At 44.9% G+C, this 21,324-nt stretch carries 20 protein-coding genes and 3 tRNA genes; 10 read left to right on the forward strand and 13 right to left on the reverse strand.

The annotated features are described in order from the left end of the window. Nucleotides 1-18 precede the first annotated feature (18 nt). On the reverse strand, nucleotides 19-1,149 hold the full coding sequence (gene tgt, locus BT112_RS01195; protein WP_072315468.1) for a tRNA guanosine(34) transglycosylase Tgt: 1,131 nt from the start codon (nucleotides 1,147-1,149) through the stop codon (nucleotides 19-21). Nucleotides 1,150-1,458: 309 nt separating this feature from the next. Here tgt and BT112_RS01200 point away from each other — a divergent pair, with 309 nt between their 5' ends. From BT112_RS01200 to BT112_RS01210, 3 genes are all read left to right on the forward strand, one after another. Beyond that, complete coding sequence (locus tag BT112_RS01200) at nucleotides 1,459-2,304, forward strand: transketolase (RefSeq protein ID WP_072315469.1); 846 nt, start codon at nucleotides 1,459-1,461, stop codon at nucleotides 2,302-2,304. Nucleotides 2,305-2,375: 71 nt separating this feature from the next. Then, nucleotides 2,376-3,329 carry a transketolase family protein gene (locus BT112_RS01205; protein ID WP_072315470.1) on the forward strand — a complete coding sequence of 318 codons (954 nt, stop codon included), beginning with the start codon at nucleotides 2,376-2,378 and terminating at the stop codon, nucleotides 3,327-3,329. A 99-nt stretch (nucleotides 3,330-3,428) separates the two neighbouring features. Then, nucleotides 3,429-4,028: an outer membrane beta-barrel protein gene (locus BT112_RS01210; RefSeq protein WP_072315471.1), complete on the forward strand. Its 600-nt coding sequence runs from the start codon at nucleotides 3,429-3,431 to the stop codon at nucleotides 4,026-4,028. A gap of 394 nt (nucleotides 4,029-4,422) precedes the next feature. Here the strand turns inward: BT112_RS01210 and BT112_RS01215 are convergent, their stop codons facing one another. Then, nucleotides 4,423-5,136: an FKBP-type peptidyl-prolyl cis-trans isomerase gene (locus tag BT112_RS01215; RefSeq protein WP_072315472.1), complete on the reverse strand. Its 714-nt coding sequence runs from the start codon at nucleotides 5,134-5,136 to the stop codon at nucleotides 4,423-4,425. A 78-nt stretch (nucleotides 5,137-5,214) separates the two neighbouring features. Between BT112_RS01215 and BT112_RS01220 the strand changes: the two genes are divergently transcribed. The 3 genes from BT112_RS01220 (at nucleotide 5,215) to BT112_RS01230 (ending at nucleotide 6,799) form a co-directional block, all read left to right on the forward strand. Beyond that, on the forward strand, nucleotides 5,215-5,601 hold the full coding sequence (locus BT112_RS01220) for an RNA-binding S4 domain-containing protein (RefSeq protein WP_072315473.1): 387 nt from the start codon (nucleotides 5,215-5,217) through the stop codon (nucleotides 5,599-5,601). Between the two features lie 8 nt (nucleotides 5,602-5,609). Beyond that, nucleotides 5,610-6,200, forward strand: coding sequence for a methyltransferase domain-containing protein (locus BT112_RS01225; protein WP_072315474.1), 591 nt, complete (start codon nucleotides 5,610-5,612; stop codon nucleotides 6,198-6,200). A 68-nt stretch (nucleotides 6,201-6,268) separates the two neighbouring features. Beyond that, the gene (locus BT112_RS01230) at nucleotides 6,269-6,799 is read left to right on the forward strand and encodes a phosphoribosyltransferase family protein (protein WP_262507630.1); all 531 of its coding nucleotides are present in this window, start codon (nucleotides 6,269-6,271) and stop codon (nucleotides 6,797-6,799) included. Between the two features lie 6 nt (nucleotides 6,800-6,805). On the opposite strand, the gene BT112_RS01235 is transcribed toward BT112_RS01230, so the two are convergent. Continuing rightward, nucleotides 6,806-7,321 (reverse strand): shikimate kinase, encoded by a 516-nt coding sequence (locus BT112_RS01235; protein WP_072315476.1) that lies wholly within the window; start codon nucleotides 7,319-7,321, stop codon nucleotides 6,806-6,808. Nucleotides 7,322-7,502: 181 nt separating this feature from the next. Between BT112_RS01235 and BT112_RS01240 the strand changes: the two genes are divergently transcribed. From BT112_RS01240 to BT112_RS01250, 3 genes are all read left to right on the forward strand, one after another. After that, nucleotides 7,503-7,575, forward strand: a tRNA-Lys gene (locus BT112_RS01240). A 92-nt stretch (nucleotides 7,576-7,667) separates the two neighbouring features. Next, a tRNA-Lys gene (locus tag BT112_RS01245) sits at nucleotides 7,668-7,740 on the forward strand. An 11-nt stretch (nucleotides 7,741-7,751) separates the two neighbouring features. Continuing rightward, nucleotides 7,752-7,835 (forward strand) — tRNA-Leu (locus BT112_RS01250). 134 nt (nucleotides 7,836-7,969) lie between these two features. On the opposite strand, the gene BT112_RS01255 is transcribed toward BT112_RS01250, so the two are convergent. The 9 genes from BT112_RS01255 to BT112_RS01295 form a co-directional block, all read right to left on the reverse strand. Then, nucleotides 7,970-8,671, reverse strand: a complete 702-nt coding sequence (locus BT112_RS01255) for a hypothetical protein (RefSeq protein WP_072315477.1) — start codon at nucleotides 8,669-8,671, stop codon at nucleotides 7,970-7,972. A 65-nt stretch (nucleotides 8,672-8,736) separates the two neighbouring features. Next, nucleotides 8,737-9,405, reverse strand: a complete 669-nt coding sequence (locus BT112_RS01260; protein WP_072315478.1) for a hypothetical protein — start codon at nucleotides 9,403-9,405, stop codon at nucleotides 8,737-8,739. Nucleotides 9,406-9,551: 146 nt separating this feature from the next. Continuing rightward, on the reverse strand, nucleotides 9,552-10,115 hold the full coding sequence (locus tag BT112_RS01265; RefSeq protein WP_072315479.1) for a TlpA family protein disulfide reductase: 564 nt from the start codon (nucleotides 10,113-10,115) through the stop codon (nucleotides 9,552-9,554). An 11-nt stretch (nucleotides 10,116-10,126) separates the two neighbouring features. Next, the gene (locus BT112_RS01270) at nucleotides 10,127-10,678 is read right to left on the reverse strand and encodes a TlpA family protein disulfide reductase (RefSeq protein ID WP_072315480.1); all 552 of its coding nucleotides are present in this window, start codon (nucleotides 10,676-10,678) and stop codon (nucleotides 10,127-10,129) included. 120 nt (nucleotides 10,679-10,798) lie between these two features. Next, nucleotides 10,799-13,063, reverse strand: coding sequence for an aconitate hydratase (locus BT112_RS01275; RefSeq protein WP_072315481.1), 2,265 nt, complete (start codon nucleotides 13,061-13,063; stop codon nucleotides 10,799-10,801). Nucleotides 13,064-13,501: 438 nt separating this feature from the next. Further along, the gene (locus tag BT112_RS01280; RefSeq protein WP_072315482.1) at nucleotides 13,502-13,915 is read right to left on the reverse strand and encodes an OsmC family protein; all 414 of its coding nucleotides are present in this window, start codon (nucleotides 13,913-13,915) and stop codon (nucleotides 13,502-13,504) included. Continuing rightward, on the reverse strand, nucleotides 13,912-15,807 hold the full coding sequence (locus BT112_RS01285) for a LysM peptidoglycan-binding domain-containing protein (RefSeq protein WP_072315483.1): 1,896 nt from the start codon (nucleotides 15,805-15,807) through the stop codon (nucleotides 13,912-13,914). The genes BT112_RS01280 and BT112_RS01285 overlap by 4 nt, the downstream gene beginning before the upstream one ends. A gap of 130 nt (nucleotides 15,808-15,937) precedes the next feature. Continuing rightward, nucleotides 15,938-17,467: a glutamine-hydrolyzing GMP synthase gene (guaA, locus tag BT112_RS01290; protein ID WP_072315484.1), complete on the reverse strand. Its 1,530-nt coding sequence runs from the start codon at nucleotides 17,465-17,467 to the stop codon at nucleotides 15,938-15,940. 73 nt (nucleotides 17,468-17,540) lie between these two features. Further along, nucleotides 17,541-18,914 (reverse strand): pyridoxal phosphate-dependent decarboxylase family protein, encoded by a 1,374-nt coding sequence (locus BT112_RS01295; protein ID WP_072315485.1) that lies wholly within the window; start codon nucleotides 18,912-18,914, stop codon nucleotides 17,541-17,543. A 133-nt stretch (nucleotides 18,915-19,047) separates the two neighbouring features. Between BT112_RS01295 and BT112_RS01300 the strand changes: the two genes are divergently transcribed. After that, a complete protein-coding gene (locus BT112_RS01300) occupies nucleotides 19,048-19,587 on the forward strand; it encodes a pyridoxamine 5'-phosphate oxidase family protein (RefSeq protein WP_072315486.1) in 540 nt (179 codons plus the stop codon). A gap of 3 nt (nucleotides 19,588-19,590) precedes the next feature. Here the strand turns inward: BT112_RS01300 and bshC are convergent, their stop codons facing one another. Next, nucleotides 19,591-21,201, reverse strand: coding sequence for a bacillithiol biosynthesis cysteine-adding enzyme BshC (gene bshC / locus BT112_RS01305; RefSeq protein WP_317039563.1), 1,611 nt, complete (start codon nucleotides 21,199-21,201; stop codon nucleotides 19,591-19,593). Nucleotides 21,202-21,324: the final 123 nt, after the last annotated feature.

Consider the following 21,324-nt stretch of genomic DNA (forward strand, 5'->3'; position numbering starts at 1 on the left):
TTTTTGTTTCGTATTACCTTAAAGCCGCTGTCCCAACCTGGGCACCATTTCATTTTTCCACCTGTAAAAATCACCTGCCAGAATATGCTTTCGCGCTTCACGCACCAGCCATAAATAAAAGCCGAGATTGTGGATCGTAGCAATTTGTTTGCCAAGATACTCATTTGCCGCAAAAAGATGTCTCAGATAAGCCTTGGAATATTGGGTATCCACAAAGGTGATCCCCATTTCATCTACCGGCGAAAAATCGTCTTCCCACTTCTTGTTTTTTATATTGATGATCCCGTTAGCCGTAAACAGCATGCCGTTACGGGCATTACGGGTAGGCATGACACAGTCGAACATATCCACGCCCAGGGCGATGTTTTCCAGGATATTTACCGGAGTGCCGACCCCCATGAGATAACGCGGTTTGTCTTCCGGCAGGATATCGCAAACCACTTCGGTCATCGCATACATTTCTTCGGCCGGTTCACCGACGGAAAGTCCGCCGATAGCATTTCCCGCTGCACCCGCACCTGCAATATACTCGGCCGACTGTTTTCTGAGATCTTTATACACCGATCCCTGCACGATAGGAAACAGGGTTTGCGGATAATCGTACTTTTCAGGAACTTTTTTCAGATGTTCCACACACCTGTCCAGCCACCTGTGCGTCATATGCATGGATCGTTGAGCATAGCGGTAGTCGCACGGATAAGGTGTACACTCGTCAAAAGCCATAATAATGTCCGCACCTATACTTCGCTGGATTTCCATGGCCCTTTCGGGAGAGAAAAAGTGATAGGAGCCGTCTATATGCGACTTAAACTTGACCCCTTCTTCTTTGATCTTTCTGTTTGCCGAAAGGGAATAGACCTGGTAGCCTCCGCTATCGGTAAGAATATTTCTGTCCCACCCCATAAACTTATGCAGTCCGCCGGCTTTCTCCAGGATATCGGTTTGCGGACGCAGATAAAGGTGGTAGGTATTTCCGAGTATGATATCGGGGTTTATATCTTCCTTCAATTCTCTTTGATGTACTCCTTTTACAGAAGCCACAGTCCCCACAGGCATAAAAATAGGCGTTTCCACAATGCCATGCCCCAGTGTAATCTTCCCTGCCCTGGCCTTGGAGGCAGCATCTTTTGCTTCTAAATCAAACTTCATAAAAACGGTATCAATACGCCGGCAAAGATAACGATAATGTAGTAATGGGATAACACGAACCATGCTTATTAAGCAAAGCACCAAACACACCTACAAACATCTAAATGTCAACATTTTAAAACACCATCTTCAATACCCGCCAAAAGATTTCCTACCATAACCGGCGTGTACGAAGTAGTCCGTATACGGCAATACCATAACGATAATACAACAAATTATTTGCCAAACCTCTAAAACTAAAACGCAAAACCCTTGGGGGGAGCTTATTTTAAGTTTATTTTTGTCCGTGAATAATTTCAACTATTAAAAATGTCTAATATTCAACAACTAAACGACTTAGCAACACAGGTTCGCAGAGATATTTTGCGAATGGTTCACAAGGTAAATTCCGGTCACCCGGGAGGCTCGCTGGGATGTACGGAATTTTTCGTAGCGCTCTACAACGAGATCATGGAACTGAAAGATGAATTTGATATGGATGGTATAGGAGAAGATCTCTTCTTTCTTTCCAACGGACATATTTCTCCGGTCTTTTACAGCGTTCTTGCGCGACGGGGATATTTCCCGGTAAAAGAGCTCGACACCTTCCGTATGATCGATTCCCGTCTTCAGGGACACCCTACCACACACGAGGGTCTTCCCGGAATTCGCGTGGCATCCGGTTCACTGGGACAGGGAATGTCCGTAGCCATAGGTGCCGCACTTGCCAAAAAACTAAACAAAGACAATCATGTGATATACAGCCTTCATGGCGACGGTGAGTTACAGGAAGGACAAAACTGGGAAGCCATCATGTATGCTGCTGCCTACAAAGTAGATAACTACATTGCAACGGTAGATTACAACGGGCAGCAGATCGACGGTGCTACCGATGACGTACTTCCTATGGGCGATCTCAGGGTGAAATTCGAAGCTTTCGGATGGGATGTTATGGAGATCGAAGAAGGCAACAACATCGAAGCGGTTATCGCCGGAATGAAAGAGGCCAGAACACGAACAGGAAAAGGCAAACCGGTATGTGTGCTGCTTCATACGGTAATGGGTAATGGTGTGGATTTTATGATGTACACCCACGCATGGCATGGTAAAGCTCCTAATGACGAGCAACTGGAGAAAGCCCTCGCACAAAACCCGGAAACCTTAGGAGATTATTAATGTCCTGCGGGAACACGGATCCTTCGGAAAATTAATCGTATCCTGAAATTCATTAAAACAGAAAAATCAAGATGAAAAAATATACAGACACAGGAAAAAAAGACACCAGAAGCGGATTCGGAGCCGGGATGACTGTCCTGGGCCGAACCAATCCTAACGTGGTGGCTCTTTGTGCCGACCTTATCGGATCTTTAAAGATCCAGGAATTTATAGATGAGAACCCGGAACGCTTCTTTCAGGTAGGTATTGCCGAAGCTAACATGATGGGTATGGCAGCGGGACTCACTATCGGGGGAAAAATCCCTTTTACCGGGACGTTTGCCAACTTTTCTACCGGAAGGGTTTATGACCAGATCCGTCAATCCATAGCTTATTCCGGAAAGAATGTAAAAATATGTGCATCCCACGCCGGGCTTACTCTTGGAGAAGACGGAGCTACACACCAGATCCTGGAAGATATCGGACTGATGAAAATGCTGCCGGGGATGACCGTGATCAACCCTTGCGACTATAACCAGACCAAAGCTGCTACGATAGCTATTGCAGAATACGAAGGACCGGTATACCTCCGTTTCGGGAGGCCCACCGTAGCCAACTTCACCCCGGAGGATCAGAAATTCGAGATAGGGAAAGCCCTTCTGCTCAATGAAGGTACGGATGTCACCATCATAGCTACAGGTCACCTGGTATGGGAAGCTCTTATCGCGGCTGAGGCACTGGAAGCCAAAGGTATTTCTGCCGAAGTTATCAATATACACACTATTAAACCTCTTGACGAGGAAGCTATCCTGAAGTCGGTTGCCAAAACCGGATGTGTGGTTACTGCCGAGGAGCACAACTACTACGGCGGACTCGGAGAGAGTGTAGCCAGGGTGCTGGTAAAAAATCAGCCTGCTCCACAGGAATTTGTCGCAACTAACGATACTTTCGGAGAAAGCGGAACTCCCGCACAGCTCATGGAAAAATACGGGCTGAACAATAAAGCCATAGAAAAAGCCGTTGAAAAGGTACTGAAGAGAAAGTAGACTTTTCTTTCCTTAAAGGAATATATCTGCTAAAAAGGTAATTATTTATTAACCGTCCCGGACGAAAATCATATACTCCGGGAATATTAAACCGTACCTATGAAAAAAACGCTTTTAATTATTGCTATGCTTTTTGTCAGCGCTGCCGGGTTTTCCCAAATCGACTTTGGTATAAAGGCCGGTTTTAACTACAACAAAACAGGAGACCTCAAAGACCAGGCAGAAAATGCCATCCTGGATGGCGGAAGCGGAAAAGCCGGATTTCATGCCGGAGTATGGCTCCGCGGAAATGTGCCTATTATAGGCCTGTACCTGCGCCCGGAATTTATGTATACCCAGATCAGCAGCGAATACGAATATCAGGGTAACAAAGGGAATTTTGACCTGCAAAAACTCGATGTGCCGATTCTTATCGGTAAAAAGTTCCTCGGTTTCGCACATGCCTTTATAGGCCCCTCTTTTCAATTCGTGGTAGATTCCGACTTTGATGCGGAAGATATTCAGGATATTGACACAGACAGCTTCACCCTGGGCATGCAAATGGGGCTCGGTGTAGAATTTGGCAGTCTCGGCTTGGACGTCCGATGGGAACGGGGATTATCCGATTCCGAGGCCAAAATCGTAAGTAACAACAGTGATAACCTGAAAATAGACAGCCGGCCTAACCAGGTCATCTTTGGCTTGTCTTATAAGTTTTAGATAAAAACTTCGTTACAACATATCATTAAAAAAGCGGTGCGGGATGAAATTCCGCACCGCTTTGTTGTATTACTCCTATTGGACAACCATACTATCAATCTTCAAGGCATCATAGCAGATGCCTCTGTTACTCAATCCACTATATTAACAGTGTTTTCTGTATCACAGAGCCACCTCAATCTACGTATAAACCCTGTGCCCGGGCAGCCCTAACATCTGCGTAGCTGCACCATATAATCTAACCCTTTCCTGAACTATAAGAAGCAGGTTCTCCCTGAATATTCCCGGATTCAAAGCACTCCAGATTTTAACTGATCTAAAACCAAAAGAGACTGTCCTTCACAAAGAACAGCCCCTTTTTAATGTATTGTATTTCAGATATGGATTATCCTTATTAATCTTCTTCTTCCTCTTTTATAACTTTAACCCTAAGAAGATCTACGGTAAATGCAATCGGTGTGTATGCCGGAATACTTCCGGATCCTGAATAATATCCCAAAGCCGCAGGCATGAAGACCATTCCTATACCATAGTCCCCACTCACTTCATACAATCCGGTATCCTCATTTATATTAATTTCACCCCCGTATTTAAGAGCTGGCATAAATTCACTGAATCCCCTGATATTATTGGAAAGATTAAACCATACCGGAGTATTACTATTATCAAAAACATAATCGGTTAAGAGAAAACCTTTATATCTCACCAAAGTAGAATCTGTTGTCTTTGGAGCAATTGACGCATCTCCCTGCCGCGCTACCAGGTAATACAGGTTATGGTCCAGCGTCTCGTCCGTAGAGATTTCAACAGCTACAGTCTTCACTTCGACCTGTTCCATCAGCGACGTTTTATTACTGTTTTCTCCTGCTATGGTATCTATAACTATCCGAAAATCGAAATCGGTATTATCCGCTCCCGCAGCAGCCTCAAATTCTTCATAATTATAAAAATGCGTACTGAGGTATTCACGAATATCGGCATCATTTTCGGCGGCTACCTCCACAGGGTCACGGACTTCTATAGTCCCTCCGTTATCATCTTTCTTACAAGACCCCAGGAAAACCAATGCTCCTATGGTAACCAAACCAATTCTGTTTATCTTCATCATTGTTAAAAAATTGAATGCGCAAGATACAATTTTCTGTAAATTTGTTTTTATTAATTAACGTAGATTTTCTGTTAGCGTATGCGTATTGATAAGTATTTGTGGTGTGTCCGCTACTACAAAACGAGAAATATTGCCACCGAAGCCTGTAAAAAAGGACACATATCTATAAACGGCCAGACTGTCAAACCTTCCCGTGAGGTTTTCCCGACAGATAAAATAAGGCTTCGTAAAGACCAGATCTATTACGAGCTTACCGTACTCGATATCCCGGACAGCCGCGTAGGGGCCAAACTCACGGATATTTACAGGCTCGACACTACGCCTCCCGAAGCTTTCGAGAGTGCTGAGCTTTTGAAGTACGCCAAAGAACATTATCGCAAAAAGGGAACGGGGCGCCCCACCAAAAAAGACCGCAGAGACATTGAGGATTACCTCGATGACGATGAATCACCTGAGAACGAATAACACCATATATGGACCTCCGGAAAGACTCTTATTGGGAAGATCGCTACAACACAGGAAAAGACGGATGGGACATCGGCCATATATCCCCTCCATTAAAAGCATTTACAGACCGGCTCGGAGACAAAACTATTAAGATCCTGGTTCCCGGTGCCGGAAACGGTTATGAGGCAGAATACCTGTTCCGACAAGGATTCACAAATACCTACATGCTTGATTTTGCTGCCGCTCCCCTGAATCACTTTAAGGCCCGTGTTCCGGATTTTCCGGACTCCCGGATCTTACATGAGGATTTTTTCAATGTCCGGATGCAATTTGACCTTATCCTGGAACAAACGTTCTTCTGCGCTATTCCCCCTTCTTCACGGCCGGACTATGTCCGGCAGATGCACAGGCTATTGCACCCGGGAGGAACTCTCGCAGGACTGCTTTTCGATTTTCCGCTAACGGAAGACGGCCCTCCTTTCGGAGGAAGCCGAGAGGCGTATACCACCCTTTTTACTCCCTATTTCGACATCAGCATCATGGAAACATGTTACAATTCCATCCCCCCCAGGGCCGGTAGAGAACTGTTCTTTAAAGTACAGCCGAAAACACTGTGAATCCCCACCCGGAACCTCACTTAGTTTTATCTGAAATAAGCATATACGTATTATTTTAATCGATAAATTTGTCTTTTACTTTAAACAAATGCATTATGACGATCACAGAACACAAAATACTCAGTCACGAAGAAATAGAACACAAAATACGCAGGATCGCCTATCAGATCTACGAAACCTTCGTAGATGAGGAAGAGATTGTCATTGCAGGCATCGTAGCTACCGGACTGACTTTTGCCGAAAAGATCAGCACGGTATTAAGAGAGATCTCCGACCTTAACATCATTCTGTGTGAAGTGACCGTAGATAAAGTAACGCCCACGAATCCAGTGAAGACCTCATTACCGGAAAGCGCTTATGAGAACAAGGCCATCGTCCTTATAGACGATGTACTTAATTCCGGTGCAACACTGATATACGGCGTAAAGCACTTTCTGAATGTTCCTGTCAAAAAGCTGAAAACTGCCGTACTCGTAGACCGTAACCATAAACGCTATCCCATAAAAGCCGATTTCAAGGGGATCTCACTCTCCACTTCCCTCCAGGAACACGTCAGTGTGGAATTCGGAGAAGATGAAAATACAGCTTTTCTGTTATAGACAAACTCAAACCACTCTTGACGTAATCTCGTCTGCAATGGTTTCGACCGGGCGACCGTCTACCAGGACACTATAAGGTGCCTTCAGGTAAAAAAAGTTGCGCTCAAAAAGGTGCTTTCGTATAAACTCCTCCAATTCGGTATCCGACAGGTGCTTTATAAGCGGTCTGTGCTCTTTTTCCTCTTTAAGACGGGCGGTAAGTTCTTCTATGGAAGCTCTCAGGTAAACTACCTTATCGGTAGACTGCTGTATATAGTCCATATTATTACCATAACAGGGAGTTCCTCCGCCAAGGGCGATAACCATATTATCGGAATTTTTCATTAAGTCTTCCAGGTAACGGCTTTCTGCCTTCCTAAAATAGATCTCCCCCTTATCTGCAAAGATCTCCCGGATTTTTTTCCCTTCCTTTTCTTCTATAAAATCATCCATATCCACGAAGGTCATGGAGTGCATTTCTGCCAATTTTCTACCTACCGAGCTTTTACCACTCCCCATATATCCTATCAGTACAATGACCATAAAACTTTAATTTATTTAAAAACAATGCATTATATCTAACCTCTAAAAAAAATACAAATTTATATCAAAATCATCTTGAAAAATAAATTATTGATGTTATATTTGCACCCGCCTACCGAGAAGGATATCAAACATCTCTAAAGGCTGACAATTTGCGGGAAAAGCAAGTTTTTTTTGAAATGACCTGGTAGCTCAGTTGGTAGAGCATCTCCCTTTTAAGGAGAGGGTCCTGGGTTCGAGCCCCAGCCAGGTCACTGTAAAGTATTATTTTTGCGGTTATTTGCCATACCGAAAAAACAATACGTGTTCTTTGCATTTTTTTTGAAATGATAATTTAATCTCATTAGACCTGGTAGCTCAGTTGGTAGAGCATCTCCCTTTTAAGGAGAGGGTCCTGGGTTCGAGCCCCAGCCAGGTCACTTCTTTTACTGCTCACGTGGTGAAATTGGTAGACACGCCATCTTGAGGGGGTGGTGTTCGCAAGGACGTGCTGGTTCGAATCCAGTCGTGAGCACAATGAACAATCCTCCAAACCCCATAAACATGGGGTTTTGTTTTTTAGGACCATTTCAAAGAAAACAAAAACAGGCCGATTTGCGCTTCACTGCATAGAGCTATCACAGGCAACCGCTTCCCACAACGTATCGACTATTCTCCCAATTCAATCTTAATCTCCGCGCTAAGCTGCTCAATTTTAGTCTGCACCTCAGTGTAATACTGCAAAATGAAACTCCGGTTTTTCTCAATTTTCCACAGGTAACTCAGAAGCACTTTCTCCCTGTCAGGTTCCAATTCCAGCGGCGTAATGATCCCGGTGATCCTTTTACCCGTATCAAACTCAAAATTCGGGGCTATAGAAGAATTAATTTCTTTAAAATAATTTTCCTGAAACTGCAGCTCATAATACTCTTCCTCCAGTTTCCTCAACACATTATAATAATACTCGTACAACAAAACGATCTTTGTCCTCAGCGAATCATTTTCAATGAGCTCGAGACCTCTTGATTTTAAGGTCTCATATCCCGAAACATTCTGGATAGAAACAAAATCGCGGGTCAGGCTTAAATAATGAGTCATTACGGAGTCTTTCGCAACCGGTTTGCCCGCTATCATATTCCGAAAATATCTCACGGCTCTAACCCCTGTTTTATGCCCGGATTCATTTAACTTTATATCGGCTATATCTTTTTCCAACCCATTGTTTATTTCCGTCAGAATTTTATTTTCCGCATTTCTGTCGTTCCTATTATCATTCCAGTTGTTCAACGTAAAGGCCGAAATAACCGCCACAAAAATCGACAGGAATTCAAGCGTATATTTTTTCCAGTTTCTCATCTGTATTTTCTTCATCTGATATCGTATAACGGGCCACCGAGACAGCACGATAAAACAACTTGATACTTATGACCACAAGCTTAGATCACAGACTTTCCCAACCGGTCATTCAAATTCCGGATCACCTCCTTACATTCTGCCAAATGCCGGATATCGGCTTCAAATGTTCTGATCTTACGCAAAGCCGGAAAGGATATCCGTCTTTTCGCCATAGAGGAGGATATGAGAATATTAAAATAATTATATACCAAAATCACTTTTTGCACAAAGTCGGTTTCAACGGTTCTAAACCCGAGCTTTTCCGCCGTTCTCTCGTTTATGATATAGCTCGTACCCCGGACCTTCATTTCGCCGGAATCTTCAAACTCCTCGATAAGATTTAATAAGCCCTGCAAATAGTTTCGGAGTATAAACCTGGTCCGCTGTTTTCCATTCATCTCCTTATCAATCACAAAATAATAATCGAACCACGTTCCTCCGTGGATTTTGATTATCCCTTTTTCGGGTTTCTCTGCAATAAACAAAGGAGAGTAATAGACGAGTTTTCCTCTTTTTTTTAAAGCGGGCGTATCGAAGAAAGGAGCCACCACAGAAAGTGTTACTGCAAAAGATAGTATTCCGATCAGGTAGATACCGGACTGTACCGCAATAAGAATAGTAAAAATAACAAATACAAAAGCAGAAACAGCGATAACCACCTGTAGCCGGTTTTGCTCGCTCACGCTCATCGTGTAAAACCTGTGATCCAATGTTTCTACGGTTTTATAAAAGTTTTACTGTTCACCGCATTCTTCGTAGTGTTCAGCCTCACGCAAATATAAACAACACATGCTTTCATCCACGAAAAAGTTCTATGCAAAAAAAATACATTTATACACCGTGCAGCAGAATTCTCCTACTCCGCAATCCATTGATCCAGCATCTGCCGGACTTTTTCACTATCCCAGGCCGCTGTGCCTTTCTTACTGATCACTATGTTTCCCGATTTGTCCAGAACCCATGTTGCGGGAATACTGGAAGAGTACATCTTTTCCGGCACTTTACTCACCGGAAAGTACACCGGGAGCTCTTCCCACCCTTTAGCTTTCATAAACTTCTCTACGGTTTCCGGATCTTCCCCCGTAACAAACAGAAAAAGCACACGATCCCCATACGAGTCATACAAACGATGCAAAGCGGGCATTTCCGCAATACAGGGCGGGCACCACGTTGCCCAGAAGTTTACCAGCACCACCCGACCCCTGGCCTCATTAAAATCGTACAACCCACCTTCCATTGTTTTCAGGTTCCAATGATACCCCTCCAGCCTTTCCCTGTCTTGATCAGGTACCGGCGACGGACTGAAGACGATGATCCGGTTCACCCATATCTTAACCGTGGTGCCTACCGGTGTAAACAACATCAACACTACAAAGATGAGCAACAACAGATTATATATCCGGCTTTTCGTCAGCTTCATGGAAAAATGAACTACTTTGTTAGTGAATCGAGCAGCCTGCGTATTTCCGGCGTACCCCAATCGGCTATTCCGTCGCTTTCCGCAACGATATACCCGTTTTTATCTATAATGTAGCCCGAAGGCACTTTCTTTGCATCCAGAGGCATCTTTTCTCCTATCATAAGGTAAGTCACCGGAAAAGCATACGACCTTCGCTTCATCAGGTCTAATACAGGCTCTTTACGTTCATTGGTAATCAGGTAAAAATCTACCCGATCCCCATAAACTTCATAAAGTTTCTGAATACCTCTTCTTTCGGCAATGGAAGGTATCCGCCATGATGCCCAGAAATTAACGAAAACGACCCTGCCACGGGACTTACTGAAATTAAAAACCTTCCAGTCTTCATCTTTCAGGCGCCAGTTATAATCAGTGATCTTCCTCCGATCTTCCGGTTTTACGATTTCAGGGCCCGGGGCAAACCAACGACTCAGCAAAACCTTGCTCTCAAAACCGAGAGGCGTAACAAAGAAAGACAGCACTACCAGAATAAGCAGGAGATTTTTAAGGGTTCGTTTTTTCATGGACAAGACTTTTTGTTGTTTAAAGATACGCGGTCTGCGGCACAACTCCGGGCACAAAAATAAAAAACTCCCGGACTCGGGAGTTTTTATACATTTATAATATTTCAAATACTTACATCATTAAGCATTTCCTGCCGCTATAAGATTCAATGCAGAACCTGCTCTGAACCATGCGATCTGTCCTTTATTATAGCTGTGGTTTGCTTTAATTACATCTTTACTACCATCGCTGTGAACCAATTCTATGGTCACATCTTTTCCGGGAGCAAATCCCTCAAGGTCTACAAAGTTGAACGTATCATCTTCCTGGATCAGGTCATAATCCGCTTCGTTGGCAAAAGTAAGTGCCAGCATTCCCTGCTTTTTCAGGTTAGTTTCGTGGATACGTGCAAAAGACTTCACCAGGACCACTTTTACTCCCAAGTGGCGTGGCTCCATAGCCGCATGCTCACGCGAAGAACCTTCTCCGTAGTTATGGTCACCCACAACTACCGTAGGTATTCCGGCAGCTTTGTACTCTCTTTGTGTATCGGGAACTCCTCCGTATTCGCCATTCAACTGATTTTTCACGAAGTTGGTCTTCATGTTATAGGCATTTACGGCACCGATAAGACAGTTATTGGAGATATTGTCCAGATGACCGCGGTAACGCAACCATGGTCCCGCCATAGAAATATGGTCTGTCGTACATTTTCCGAAAGCCTTGATAAGTAATCTGGCTCCGGTGATATTCTTACCGTCCCACGGCGCAAAAGGCTTCAGCAGCTCCAGGCGCTCGGATGTAGGTGATACTACGACATTAATACCGCTTCCGTCCTCTGCCGGAGCCTGGTATCCTGCATCCTCCACAGCAAATCCTTCGGGTGGCAATTCGTATCCTCTCGGCTCATCCAGCATCACCTCTTCGCCGTCTTCGTTGATCAGCTTATCTTTGAGCGGATTAAAATCGAGTCTTCCGGAGATCGCAATAGCGGTGACCAGTTCCGGAGACCCTACAAAAGCAAGCGTATTCGGGTTACCGTCTGCTCTTTTAGCAAAGTTCCTGTTAAAAGAGTGAACGATAGTATTGCGCTCTTCTTTCTCAGATCCCTCACGATCCCACATTCCTATACAGGGTCCGCAGGCATTGGCAAATACCGTAGCGCCAATTTTATTAAAGGTATCGATAAACCCGTCTCTCTCGATGGTATAACGCACCTGCTCTGATCCGGGAGTTATGGTAAAGCTCGATTTTGTCTTTAGTTTTTTATCAGACACCTGTTTGGCCAGGGAAGCGGCTCTTGAAATATCCTCATACGAAGAGTTTGTACAGGAACCTATAAGTCCATACTCCACTTTCAGCGGCCAGTCATTCTCCTTGGCAGCTTCTTTCATTTTGGATATTGGCGTAGCCAGGTCTGGCGTAAAAGGTCCGTTCAGGTGCGGCTCCAACTCGGAAAGATTGATTTCTATCACCTGATCGAAATACTGCTCCGGACTGGCATAAACCTCCGGATCGGCAGTGAGATATTCTTTGACGTTATTTGCAGCATCCGCAACATCAGCACGTCCTGTAGACCGCAGATACCTGTCCATAGAAGCATCGTATCCGAATGTTGAAGTCGTTGCCCCTACTTCGGCCCCCATGTTACAGATCGTACCTTTACCGGTACAAGACATAGCTTCGGCACCTTCACCGAAATACTCGATGATAGCCCCGGTTCCTCCTTTTACGGTAAGAATACCGGCAACCTTCAGGATAACGTCTTTGGGAGCGGTCCATCCGGAGAGTTTTCCGGTGAGTTTCACCCCTATGAGTTTAGGAAATTTAAGTTCCCATGGCATGCCGGCCATCACATCAACAGCATCAGCTCCACCGACACCGATAGCGATCATTCCGAGTCCGCCCGCATTTACGGTATGCGAATCCGTACCGATCATCATTCCTCCTGGGAATGCATAGTTTTCAAGAACCACCTGATGAATAATACCTGCACCGGGCTTCCAGAAACCTATTCCGTATTTATTTGATACCGACCCCAGAAAGTCGAATACCTCGTTACTTGTTTCATTGGCTCTTTTCAGATCTTTATCCGCGCCTACTTTTGCCTGGATCAGGTGATCGCAGTGCACCGTTGTAGGAACAGCTACTTTGGGCTTTCCGGCCCTCATAAACTGTAACAACGCCATTTGTGCCGTAGCATCCTGACAAGCAATCCTGTCGGGGGCAAAGTCCACATAATCCGTACCTCTCTCAAATGCCGTAGTCGGGTTACCATCCCAAAGGTGGGCATATAAAATCTTTTCGGATAAGGTCAGCGGCTTACCTACCACTTCACGGGCTTTATCTACCCGCTCGGTGATTCCAGCGTAGACCTTTTGAATCATATCAATATCAAAAGCCATTGTCTATAAAGTTTTTTATTTTGAAAGTCCGGCAAAAATACGAAATCGCTAACACTTTTTAAAGTTTTTAATATCTCCTTTTCTTTTCCTCGTATTCCGCAACAAATCTATAGCAAAACCTTCCTATTTTATGCATTTGACATTTTATTAATACGCAAAATATAAATTTGTTAATACCGGCACTTCATATCAGACAAAATGATACTATCAATTTTATTTATACGGCAATAATCAAACGAAATTTTAAGGGATTGTTAAGCAAGCAGATCACTGACGGAGCTATAAACAAAATAGCGTCACTTTATGCTCTAACGGATCGCTCGGCGTCTTTTACATTTTTTTCAGTCCTACGGGGTTCCTGTTAGCAAAGTCATAAAAAACGGACGATCTCTAAAAGAACAGGCCCGGTAGTACTACCAGGCCTCGTCTCTGTTTTATTTATTCGAAGATTCCCCCCCAATGAAATGAAATTTCCTTCTTTATATCCGGGTGCAAGCTGTAATGCACAGGACAGGTCTTGGCAGTGTTCTCCAGCAATTTCCTGGTTCTTTCTTCCGGATTTACCGGAAAATAAAACGCTACTTTTATTGCGGAAATCCGCCTGGGTGACGCCTCCATGGTTTTTGTTACTTCCGCCACGGTTTCACTAAGGTCTACCTGCAGGTCTCTGGCTTTGATCCCCATAACCGTAAGCATACAACTCGCCAGTGCCGTAGCTACCGTATCCGTAGGAGAAAAAGCTTCTCCTTTTCCGTTATTGTCCGTAGGCGCATCGGTAATAAACGTATTACCGGACTGCAGATGTTCGCACACTGTTCTCAGCTCGCCTTTATAGGTTACTTTTGAGGTCATTTTGCTTCTTCTATTTCAAGTTTGTCTGTGTACCTTACAATATAAGCTCCGTTATTGTAATATCCTCCGCCAAACGATTTTTTATGATAATTGAATTTATTCTCCACATATTCCGTTTCTCCGATACGGGACACCGTTTCGAAAAGGTCTTCATCATAGGCCAGGCGAAGCAATACATCTTTGGTCATATCATATCCCCGCACCGCGTACCTGTTGGGAGAGATACCATATTTATCAAAATAAGCCCTGACAAAAGGATCGCTGTCGGATGAGGCTTTATCTACGGTTGGATAATGGAACTTCAGATTGGCAAGGTGAAAGTTGGATACGCTCTCCGACTCAAAGGCATTGGTTTTTTTGGTTGTAAAGAGCGTAATCTTATGCTGCCCGGAACGTGCGGAATTCAGTACGCCCGTCACATTGGTCAGCATAACAATATCTCCGGTTTCCACGATAACCCAGTTTTCCTTAATCTCACTCAGCACCCTTTTCAGGTCATCGATCTTTATAAATTTATCCTCAGTAGGATTGAGTATATGCACCCCGGACAGTTCGGATTGTAAGCGTTGCCGGACTCCTGCATTTTTCGAATCGGCAATAACGACAATATGTTTGTCTCCACCATGCAGCTTTATGTAATTGATCATTTTCTCCCGGAGCACCTGGTCATCCGGTACGGTCTGAAATATGTTGTCCAGCGGCTTTACAGTGCCTGAAAACGGAAGAAAAACAGGGACTCCGCGCACACCACCGGCAACTTCATTGAAAGGCGTTGAAAGAAATGGCCCTATGACAGCGTCCACATCTCTGAAATTGTTGGCTGCAAGCAATCTTCCCGTACCCGTCGTACTGGCGCGACTGTCCAGAACTTTTACATTGACGGAAACCCCGAGTTTTTTAACGGAGTCCAAAGCAGTAAGTGCTCCGGTGTAAAAATCGAGGGATCTGCTCAGCAACTTACTCTCCCTGATCCTTTTTCTAAAATCATCACTATCATCTATCTCGTTCAGTTTAAAAGGGAGCACCAGGGCTATATTCACCGTACTTCTACGATTAATACTGTCCGTAAGATGAAATTTCTCCGTAACCACGCCGTCTTCCACTTCGAGGTTTGAAGGTAAGGATTGTGGGAGCTTGAGAATCATTCCTTCTTTGAGCCCTCCTTCCTTCAGCTCGGGATTCAGAGCTTCCAGCTGCTCGCGGGTTACCCCGAGTTTCACTTTCAACCGGTAGAACCCTTCCTTCGGCTGAACCACATAATAGCTGTGCGCATCATCTATAGGCTTTTCTTTGACACCGGGTTCGTCCGGTACAATAACCTCCTGTCCTTCGCGCAGTACATCACCCATTTCCGGGTTTAGCGCCTCCAGTTCCTCGATGGTTATCCCGTGCTTATAAGCCACACGCCACTTCCCTTCTTTGGCCTGCACCACATAGGTCCTGGTGTTATCCGGTTCGGGGTCTTTAAAAACTTCCACAGCCTTATACTCAAAACGCGGGATGCGTATCTTCTCTTTCTTTTTGAGCTGACGGCTATACAATTCCTTATTGTACTTCTTGATATCGTCCACACTCACATTGTACAGTTGTGCAATGCTGAACAAGGTTTCTTTACGCCGTACTTTATGGGTGATAAAAGAAACCACTTCCTGTGTCATCTTTTCGCCGTCTGTCTTTGCTTTGTCAGACAGCGGAATGATCAGGATCGTATTGACCGTAAGACCGTTTTTCACTTCCGGATTGAGCCGGATGATGTCGGACGGGCTCACCTCGTATTTCCTGGCAATACCCGCTATGGTCTCTCCTTTTTTTACGGCATGCGTATCAAAATCCTGTGCATACGCCAAAGAGCCAAAAAAAGCTGCCAGTAAAAAAACTACAAATTTGTTCATTCGTATTTATTTTTAAGCATTCGGACGAAGGACCTGCCCTAAACAAAGATACGGGCAATTTCAAAGAAACGCCCGGTATATCTTTCAGAACTTCCGGTTTACCGGTCTGCAAACGGGTAGGCAGGTTCCTTTATTCCCATTCTATAGTAGCCGGCGGTTTAGAACTGATGTCGTACACTACTCTATTAACGCCTTTTACTCTATTTATTATATCATTTGATGTTTTTTGCAGAAAATCGTAGGGAAGATTTACCCAGTCGGCCGTCATACCGTCCGTACTTTCCACGGCCCGTAATGCAACACATTTTTCATACGTGCGTTCATCGCCCATAACGCCTACGGAATTTACGGGGAGCAGGATAGCACCTGCCTGCCATACTTTATCATACAATCCCCAGCTTTTGAGCCCACTGATAAAGATATCGTCCACTTCCTGAAGGATACGCACTTTTTCCGGCGTAATATCGCCGAGAATACGTATCGCCAGACCAGGTCCGGGGAAGGGGTGTCTTCCCAGCAAGGCTGCATCCATATCCATGGACGCTCCTACTCTCCGTACCTCATCTTTAAAGAGCATACGCAGGGGCTCTACGACTTTCAGTTTCATAAAATCGGGAAGTCCGCCCACGTTGTGATGACTTTTTATGGTTGCCGAAGGCCCTTTTACCGATATGGATTCGATCACATCGGGATAGATCGTTCCCTGACCAAGCCATTTGACATCCTTAATTTTATGAGCTTCATCATCGAACACCTCTATAAAGGTCCGTCCTATGGCTTTCCTTTTCAATTCCGGGTCTTCCAATCCCTTCAGGGCTTTCATGAAACGGTCCGAAGCATCAACACCTTTTACATTGAGGTCCATGCCTTCGTAACGCTCCAATACTTTTTCAAATTCGTTCTTACGGAGCAGCCCGTTGTTTACGAATATACAGTGCAGGTTCTCTCCTATGGCTTTGTGCAACAAAACCGCTGCTACGGATGAGTCTACTCCTCCGGAGAGGGCCAGGACCACCTTGTCGTTTCCGAGTTGCTCTTTGAGAACGTCAACGGTCATATCCACAAAATTGTCCGGGGTCCAGCTCTGGGCTACTCCTGCTATTTTTACCAGGAAGTTTTCCAGTATTTTTTTTCCATCTGTAGAGTGATATACTTCCGGATGAAATTGTATGGCATAGGTCGGTTCCCCTTCTATCTTGTAGGCCGCATTTTCCACATCGGTCGTGCTGGCAAGTTTTACCGCTCCTTCAGGCAATGCTTTGATCGTATCACTGTGGCTCATCCAAACCTGGGTTCCCGGAGAGACACCCTCAAAAAAGGCCTCTTCTTCGACAATATAAGACAGGTTTGCCCTTCCGTACTCCCGGGTATTGGAAGGCGCTACGTTACCTCCTCCGAAATGAGCAAGGTATTGTGCACCATAGCAAACGCCAAGCAGTGGGATCTTGCCGCGTATAGCGGATAAGTCCGGATGCGGCGCATCCTCTGCCCTTACGGAAAACGGGCTTCCGGAAAGTATTACCGCCTTATAGCGCGCCATATCTTCCGGCAAATGATTGAATGGGTGAATTTCGCAGTAAATGTTTAGCTCGCGAACCCTTCGAGCGATGAGTTGTGTGTACTGCGAACCGAAATCTAAAATAAGTACGTCGTGTTGCATGCGCAAAAATACTACTAAATATCAAAAATCAAATCTCAAATCCTAAATTCCTCTTATAGTTATCCAAAAACTATTACTTCATCGTATCGAGGATCATTTTTATATCTTCTTCGGTGGTATCCGGGTTGATAAAACAAAAACGGGAAACCGTCTCATACGTATCTCCGTTTTTCCATTTGGTCGGGGTCACCAGCGCGAGTCCTGCTTTGTGGTTTTTATAGGTCCAGTTCGTGTAGTCATCCGGTGTCCATCCCTTACGACGATACAGCACACAAGACAAACCGGGCTCGCGCACGAGTTCCAGGTCGGGGTTTTCTTCGATGAGATTTGCAGCTATTTTTGCCAGTTCAATTCCACGTTCCACGGCTTCCTTATACATTTTTGTACCGTGCATAGCAAGAGAAAACCATAAGGGTAATCCCCTTACCCTTCGGGTCAGCTGTATCTGGTAATCGGCCGGATTGAAACCCTGAGCCCCCTCGTCTTTGAAAATATCGAGATATGATCCTTCCTGGGCATGCGCTTTTCTGGCCAGTTCGGGCTTTTTATAGATGACCGCCCCACAATCGTAAGGGGAGAACAACCATTTGTGCGGATCTATAGTAATACTGTCAGCACTTTCGATACCCCGGAACAAATGTCTTACGGAATCGGCAGCAAGTGCTCCTCCTCCGTAAGCGGCATCGACGTGAAACCAAAGCTGTTCTTTTTTACAGATCCCGGCAATCCCATCCAGATCGTCTATAATACCCGCGTTTGTAGTTCCCCCCGTGGCGACTACTGCAAACAGGCGGTTTCTCTGCTCGTCCGACAAATGGTCTATGGTATATCGCAATCCTTCTTGAGTCAACCGGTCTTCGGAATCGACAAGGTAAACGTCCGCATCGATAACTTTTGCCATAGCTTTTATAGAGGAATGTGCTCCTATGGATGTTATGATCAGGCCCCGGTCGCGGTTGTGTTCGCCACAGACAGAACGCCAGGCCTCACGGGCAGTAACCATAGCCGAGAGATTTGCGGCAGTCCCGCCACTGGTAAACACTCCGAACGCTCCTTCGGGAAGCCCGGTCAGGGAAACCAACCATTTCATCGCTTCATTTTCGCAATAAATCCCACCGGCTCCTTCCATCCAGTATGCCCCGTGAATACTGGAAGCAGACGTTACCAGATCGAACATCACAGCCGCACGGGTCGGCGAAGCCGGAACAAAAGCGAGATGTCTGGGATGATCTATAGGCACAGTTGCCTTGACCAGGACATCTCTGAACAACTGGAACGCTTTTTCCCCACCAATACCATCGGGAGTGATCGTTTCCCCTACCAATCCTCGCAATTCCTCTTCTTTTTTGGGGTGACCTAATTCCGGTGAAGTCTGGGTAATCCTGTTTATGGCGTACTTCATGACATCGAGTGTCATTTCCACCACATCCATATCTATGTTATGCATATTTTATTTCTTTCCGGCAAAGATACATATTGCCTACTTAGCGCTCTCGTCTAAAAGGCATCCCGGAAACTTTTTTTATTATGAAAAACAAAAAAGAAATTGTAAATTAATAGGCTAAACGTATCCCTGCCCTATGAATATTCTCGATTCCATAAAAAACGAGCTCCGAAAAGCTGTTACCAAACCCAAGCACCGTTTTCGTTATTTTTCCATGGCTACCTGCGGAATTCACGGCCACGTACGCCAGCGCATGCTTGTATTACGGGATGTTGCCGACGACTTCACCCTCACTGCATATACCGACAGCAGGTCTAAAAAAATGACACATCTGCGGGAAAACAGCGAAGTGAGCCTCTTGTTTTTCAATCCGTCCAAATTTATACAGATCACCATGACCGCCAGGGTACAGGTAGATAACAACGAAGAGACGATACTCAATTTGTGGAACCGTATAAAACCAAGATCACGAAAAGATTATATTACAGAACTCCCTCCCGGAACCATGATCCAGGACCCGTCGGAAATAGAACATCAGGACAACATTCACTACTTTACCGTATTACGACTGATCCCGGAAAAAATCGAATACGTAAAACTACAGAAGATCAACCACCTGAGAATACTCTTCTGCCGGGAAGACCATACATGGAGCAGCACCTACCTGGTACCGTAATCTCTACGCCTGTGGAGTCAGCACATAAAAATCCCCCTTTAAAGGGTCCAGCTCATCCAGCAGTAGCGAAATGAGAGCCTTACCGTATTGCTCGTAAAACTGGGAAAAATTAACAGTACGTTCCTGTAAGGATTGTCCCGGGAATAATTCATTCTGAATTTCTGTCATCCGGATGACCTGGTCGGACAGTTTTCTCTTTTGTGCCTTTAACAACCTCTTCTCCAGTTTATCCAAACCTTTCAACTGTTTTTTTTCCTGTGCCCTTACGGCGTTTAAAAAGGTTTTATCGGTTTTTTCTGCCAGTTCGTACATTTCCCTGAACTGTTCCTGAAGATGTTTTTTCTGCGGGGTAAAATCGATATCGACATCACTGATCTCCCTTACTTTTTTATTGATAAAGGCATCTCTTTTCAAAAAGAGGGCTTCCGGGCTGATACGCAGGTTTTCCAGCTTGCTGCGTTGTTTCGCACTAACCAGCAAAACGGAATTACGAACGAGCAATACCGGAAAAGGTACTTTTTCTTCTTCGAAAAATCCTTTCAGCTGCAACCAGTAGGCTATTTCTCCTCCACCTCCTATGTAACAGAGATTGGGCAATATAACTTCCTGGTAGAGCGGACGAAGTATGACATTCGGAGAAAATTTCTGTGGTTCCTCCTGCAGGTGCTGCAGCAAGGCTTCTTTACTCCACGTGATATCCGTATCTACAACACCGTAGGTATCTCCGGCTTTCCCGATACGTTCCCGTAACCCCTCATCCAGATAAAAAAGATTGATCTCCCGGGGATTCACCTGAAGATTATAGTTTCCGTCAGCTTCCTTAAGCGCTTCGGAAGTTCCGGAAACGCTGCGGTAGGCTACATTGCGAAATATATCATTCTCCGCATATGGTATAAACAGCTCTTTGAGACTGCGATCGTCACCATCTACGATAACGAGGCCATATTCACCAAAAAGTTCATTCACGAGAAAACGGGTCGCGGAGGCCAGGTTGTCGTGCTCCAGATATGCCTTTTCAAAAAGCTGCTTGAGAAATTCCGACGAAGCTCCGGGCCCGAGCTCCGCAGCAAACAACCGGTACACCTCATCCAGTCCGTCGGTAGAAAATCTTCCTACGGCCCCTCCGGAGCTACGATTCCAGCAGAAGTTTTTCCCATGAACATTAAAATGATTGATCTCTTCGAAGTCATGGTCTTCCGTAGCCATCCAATATACCGGAACAAAATGATAGCCGGCATATTCCGAAGCCAGTTGCCTGGCCAGTTTTAGAGTAGTTATAATTTTGTAGAGAAAATAGGAAGGCCCCGTAAAAAGATTAAGCTGATGCCCTGTTGTTATGGTAAAGGTATTCTCCGAGCGTAACGCATGAATATTGGATGATGTCTCCGCGGTCATTACCGTATGGGCATATTGCCGTTCGAGAGCATCGGCAAGCACCTGGCGTGTATCTCCGGAATACGATCCCTGCTTTTCACGGAGCTGTTCTTTGAAACTCCCCATTTCCGGAAAGCGATTATAAAAAGGTTTCAATACCGGTTCCTGCTCTACATAATCGCAAATCAGTTTCGAAAAATATCCGGTTTTTCGGTATGAAACACACGCATCAGGCATCATATAAATAAGGATTTTTAAACGGGTAAAGATAAAATTCTTTACGGTACGGTCTCTAAAAATTACGTTAAGATGCACCTTCCTTTCACGTACACCACAAAACACACCATAAAAAAGCAATGATCG

The organism is Sinomicrobium oceani (assembly GCF_900119185.1).
Classification (GTDB): domain Bacteria; phylum Bacteroidota; class Bacteroidia; order Flavobacteriales; family Flavobacteriaceae; genus Sinomicrobium; species Sinomicrobium oceani.

Bases quoted from the DNA above. Each gene is read 5' to 3' on its own strand.
- tgt (WP_072315468.1), bottom strand. From the start codon at position 1,149: ATGAAGTTTGATTTAGAAGCAAAAGATGCTGCCTCCAAGGCCAGGGCA.
- BT112_RS01205 (WP_072315470.1), top strand. From the start codon at position 2,376: ATGAAAAAATATACAGACACAGGAAAAAAAGACACCAGAAGCGGATTC.
- BT112_RS01220 (WP_072315473.1), top strand. From the start codon at position 5,215: ATGCGTATTGATAAGTATTTGTGGTGTGTCCGCTACTACAAAACGAGA.
- BT112_RS01265 (WP_072315479.1), bottom strand. From the start codon at position 10,115: ATGAAGCTGACGAAAAGCCGGATATATAATCTGTTGTTGCTCATCTTT.
- bshC (WP_317039563.1), bottom strand. From the start codon at position 21,201: ATGATGCCTGATGCGTGTGTTTCATACCGAAAAACCGGATATTTTTCG.
- BT112_RS01300 (WP_072315486.1), top strand. From the start codon at position 19,048: ATGAATATTCTCGATTCCATAAAAAACGAGCTCCGAAAAGCTGTTACC.
- BT112_RS01255 (WP_072315477.1), bottom strand. From the start codon at position 8,671: ATGAAGAAAATACAGATGAGAAACTGGAAAAAATATACGCTTGAATTC.
- BT112_RS01225 (WP_072315474.1), top strand. From the start codon at position 5,610: ATGGACCTCCGGAAAGACTCTTATTGGGAAGATCGCTACAACACAGGA.
- BT112_RS01210 (WP_072315471.1), top strand. From the start codon at position 3,429: ATGAAAAAAACGCTTTTAATTATTGCTATGCTTTTTGTCAGCGCTGCC.
- BT112_RS01285 (WP_072315483.1), bottom strand. From the start codon at position 15,807: ATGAACAAATTTGTAGTTTTTTTACTGGCAGCTTTTTTTGGCTCTTTG.
- BT112_RS01275 (WP_072315481.1), bottom strand. From the start codon at position 13,063: ATGGCTTTTGATATTGATATGATTCAAAAGGTCTACGCTGGAATCACC.
- BT112_RS01235 (WP_072315476.1), bottom strand. From the start codon at position 7,321: ATGGTCATTGTACTGATAGGATATATGGGGAGTGGTAAAAGCTCGGTA.
- BT112_RS01295 (WP_072315485.1), bottom strand. From the start codon at position 18,914: ATGCATAACATAGATATGGATGTGGTGGAAATGACACTCGATGTCATG.
- guaA (WP_072315484.1), bottom strand. From the start codon at position 17,467: ATGCAACACGACGTACTTATTTTAGATTTCGGTTCGCAGTACACACAA.
- BT112_RS01215 (WP_072315472.1), bottom strand. From the start codon at position 5,136: ATGATGAAGATAAACAGAATTGGTTTGGTTACCATAGGAGCATTGGTT.
- BT112_RS01200 (WP_072315469.1), top strand. From the start codon at position 1,459: ATGTCTAATATTCAACAACTAAACGACTTAGCAACACAGGTTCGCAGA.
- BT112_RS01270 (WP_072315480.1), bottom strand. From the start codon at position 10,678: ATGAAAAAACGAACCCTTAAAAATCTCCTGCTTATTCTGGTAGTGCTG.
- BT112_RS01280 (WP_072315482.1), bottom strand. From the start codon at position 13,915: ATGACCTCAAAAGTAACCTATAAAGGCGAGCTGAGAACAGTGTGCGAA.